We start from the raw sequence: 3894 nt of genomic DNA, 5'->3' as shown, positions 1-3894 counted from the left end.
GGGCCCACCCGGATCTACACCGACTGGGGCAAGTGCCTGCCGATGGCGCAGAATGTCATGGCCGCCTGCCACGCGAACGGCGCACTGCACCTCTTCCCCGGCACCGTTTACAATTACGGCTCGCCGATGCCGGCGGTGATATCGGAAAACACACCCTTCCACCCGAGCACGCAAAAGGGCCGCATCCGCTGCGCCATGGAGGAGTTGTTTCGTCGCGAGGCCGACGCGAGCCGCGTCCGCACCATTCTTCTGCGGGCCGGCGATTTCTTCGGCGGCACCGGCAGCGGATCATGGTTCGACCTGATCGTTGCCGCCAAGATCAACAAAGGTATCTACACCGCGCCTGGCCCGGTCGAGCTCGTGCATGAATGGGCCTATCTGCCTGACTTCGCTGTGGGTTTCGTCGCGCTGGCGCGCAATCTGGACAAGCTCGGCTTCTATGAAGCGCTGAACTTTCCGGGCCACGCGGTCACCGATCTGCAGATCAAGGCCGCTGCCGAGAAGGCTATTGGTCGTCCGCTCAAGATGACTTCGATGCCCTGGTGGGTGCTGCGCGCTGGCAGCCCGTTCGTGGCGATGTGGCGCGAGATCGTCTCCATGTCCTACCTGCGCTTCGAGCCGCATCAGCTGGCTTCGATACGGCTGGAAGGCATCGTCGGCGAGATCCCGCACACGCCGTTGGATCAGGCGGTTGCTGAAGCTCTTGGCGATATCGGCATTGCCACCGTGAATGGCGTTGCGAAAGCTGCCTGACTCCCGCGATCATGGGCGCCGCCCCTCTGCACACTGAACAATCCACGAGAGGGCGCCTCAGAGCCGTCCCATCAACAGCAACACCATGAGCACCACCAGCACGACGCCGACAATACCCGACGGCCCATAACCCCAGGAGCGCGAATGCGGCCAGGCCGGCACCGCGCCGATGAGGACAAGGATCAGGACGATGATGACGATGGTGGTGATCGGCATGAGAAGCCCTCGCTTCGACGTTTCGCTCAGAGACAATGCAGAGGCCGCCCGGTTGTTCCGGGCGGCCTCTGCGGTCAAATCGGCGATGGGGTCTATTCGGCGGGTTTCGGAAAGGCGATTTCCGGTTCGTCGCCTGCTTCCTGTCCAGGCCTGTCGGTCGGCGAAACCGTTCCCTTGCCGCGCCGGAACAGCCGGCGGAAAAACGCATAGAAGCGGCTGTTCTTGCTGCGCGTGAAAATCATCAGCATCGACGGCGTCACCACCAGCGTCAGCAAGGTGGCGAAGGACAGGCCGAAGACGATCGCCGAGGACAGCGAAATCCACCATTGCGTCGACGGCGCGTTGATCGTCGTCTCGTGATGGAAGATTTCCAGCCCAAGGCCGAAGGCGATCGGCAACACGCCGAGGATCGCCGACACCGCCGTCAGCACCACCGGCCGGGCGCGCTCGCGGCAGGTCTGCAGCACCGCGTCCATCTTGTCCCAGCCTTCTTCGCGCAGCCGGTCATAGGTGTCGATCAGCACGATGTTGTTGTTCACCACCACGCCGGCCAGAGCGATGACGCCAATGCCCGACATGACGATGCCGAAGGTCTCGCCTGTGATCAGCAGCCCCAGGAACACGCCAACCGTCGCCATGACCACGCAGGACAGCACCATCAGCACGCTGGTGAATTTGTTGAACTGCATCAGCAGCACCAGGAAGATCAGGAAGATCGCCGCCCCGAACGCCTTGCCAAGGAAGGCGCTGGCCTCGGCGCTGTCTTCGTTCGAGCCGGCCAGCTTCCAACGTATGCCGCTGCCGAGATCCATCCCGGAGACGGCCTTGGTGACCTCCGCCTGCACGGCCGCGACCTGGGCGCCTGCGGCAACGTTTGCCTGGACGACCACCGTGCGCGCGCCGTCGATACGGTTGAGGATACCGACCGTCGGCTCCGGCTTGCGCACGACGAAATTCGAGATCGGCACCGAGCCTTGCGAGGTCTGCACCCTGAGCTCGTCGAGCGTCGACAGCGTGCGCCGGTCTTCCGGCAGACGCAGCCTGATGTCGACGGCGTCGTCGGCGCCGGCAGGCCGGTATTCCGAAAGCTTCAGCCCGTTGGTCACCAGTTGCACCACTGTGCCGACAGCGGTTGGGCTGATGCCATATTGCGCTGCCTTGGCACGGTCGACCTCGAGCGCCCAGTCGACGCCGGGTGGCGGGAGGCCGTCGGAAATGTCGATGACGCCAGGCACCTTGCCGATGCGTGCCGCAACCGCGCGCGCTTTGTCGTCGAGCCCCTTGGGGTCGACGGCCGAAAGCCTGATCTGGATCGGCTTGCCGGTCGGCGGACCGGCCTCCGGCACGCGCACCTCGACATCGACGCCGGGAATGCCGGCCATGACGCCGCGCAAATCGTTCAGGATCTGGTTCGCCGACTTGCGCTCGCGCCAATCTATGAATTCGTACTGGATGACGCCGACGACGTCTTCAGGGACATCCTGGCCGCCGCCTTGTGTCTTGCCGACGCGGGTGTAGACCGACTTGATGCCGGGCCAGCCGAGCATCCTGTTTTCGGCAATCTTGGTCGCCGTATCCATTTCGGCCAGCGAAAGGTTGCCGCGCGCGTGCACGTAGAGCAGGCCGTAGTCGGGCTCGACACTGGGGAAGAATTCGACACCGGCGCCATATTTCGAATAGGCAAAGCCGACGCCGAACAGCAGAGCGACCGTCAGCAAAACCACCGTAATCGGAAACCGCACCGCCTGCTTGACGATCGCCATGTACCAGCCGTCGCGATTATCATCCTCATGATGCTCCGGCGCCTTGGCGAAGATCGCCCCCAGCGTCGGCGCGAACACCAGCGCATAGAGCATCGAGGCCGATAGCGTGACGATCAGGGTGATCGGCATGTACTTCATGAAGTCGCCGATGATGCCCGGCCAGAACAGCAGTGGCGAGAAGGCGGCTATGCGCGTCATCGTCGCGGCAATGACCGGACCGGCCATGCGCTTGGCGGCCAATGCGAAGGCTTCCGCCTTCGGCATGCCTTCGCTCATCCGCCGTTCGGCGAACTCGGTGACGATGATGGCATCGTCGACCAGCATGCCGACAGCCAGGATCAGGCTGAACAGCACGATCATGTTGATCGTGTAGCCCATCATCGCCAGCAGCAGGATGCCGATCAGGAAAGACGACGGAATGGCCAGGCCGATCAGCAGCGAGGCACGACCCGACAGCGCGTAGAGGATGACGATGAACACCAGGATGACGGCGATCATGACGTGGTTCTGCAGATCGCCGAGCAACTGGTTGACGAAGACCGACTTGTCCTGCGTGTAGGTGACGTTCATGCCTTGCGGCATCGTCTTGACGTAGGCGTCGGACACCTCCCTCACCTTGGCGAGCGTGTCGATCAGATTGGCGCCGATGCGCTTCTTGACTTCGATGGCGATGGCCGGCTTGCCATTGAGGCGCGTGATCGTCGTGGCATCGGCGAAGGTCGAGCGGATCGTCGCGATGTCCTTGGCCTGCACCACGGCATTGGGGCCGGCGACCACGGGCAAGGCCGCCACGTCCTCGGGCGTCTCGATCAGTGACGGCACCTTGACGGCGTATTTGCCTTCCGAGCCTTCGATATTGCCGGCGGCGACCAGACTGTTGGAGGCCCCGACAGCGCCGATCAGCTGATCGAGTTGCAACCCGTAGGACGACAGTTTCATCGGATCGATGACGACTTCGACAAGATCGTCGCGCGAACCCTGCAACGAGCCCTCCAGGACGCCTGGCACTTCCTCGATACGGTCGCGCAGTTCGCGCGCGGCGGCGGTCAGCACGCGTTCGGGCAATTCGCCCGACAGGGTGACGACGAGGACGGGGAATTCGGAGATGTTGACTTCGGTAACGACCGGCTCTTCGGCCGCCTGCGGCAGGTCGGCCTTGCCG

3 protein-coding genes are annotated in these 3894 nt (G+C 63.5%); 1 reads left to right on the top strand and 2 read right to left on the bottom strand.

The annotated features are described in order from the left end of the window. Positions 1 to 753 (top strand): NAD-dependent epimerase/dehydratase family protein (locus EN969_RS20575; RefSeq protein ID WP_127419348.1); only part of this gene is annotated, 753 nt, incomplete at its 5' end. Between the two features lie 57 nt (positions 754 to 810). On the opposite strand, the gene EN969_RS20570 is transcribed toward EN969_RS20575, so the two are convergent. Both EN969_RS20570 and EN969_RS20565 read right to left on the bottom strand, forming a co-directional pair. Beyond that, complete coding sequence (locus tag EN969_RS20570; protein WP_013529196.1) at positions 811 to 969, bottom strand: DUF3309 family protein; 159 nt, start codon at positions 967 to 969, stop codon at positions 811 to 813. A 92-nt stretch (positions 970 to 1061) separates the two neighbouring features. Further along, positions 1062 to 3894 (bottom strand): efflux RND transporter permease subunit (locus EN969_RS20565; protein ID WP_164758379.1); only part of this gene is annotated, 2833 nt, incomplete at its 5' end.

Origin of the sequence: Mesorhizobium sp. M7A.F.Ca.CA.003.01.2.1 (assembly GCF_003998945.1) — a bacterium.
Taxonomy (GTDB): Bacteria; Pseudomonadota; Alphaproteobacteria; order Rhizobiales; family Rhizobiaceae; genus Mesorhizobium; species Mesorhizobium ciceri.
This window is presented reverse-complemented; position numbering and strand designations above follow the sequence as displayed.

Coding starts and splice junctions, on each gene's coding strand:
- EN969_RS20570 (WP_013529196.1), bottom strand. CDS start 969: ATGCCGATCACCACCATCGTCATCATCGTCCTGATCCTTGTCCTCATC.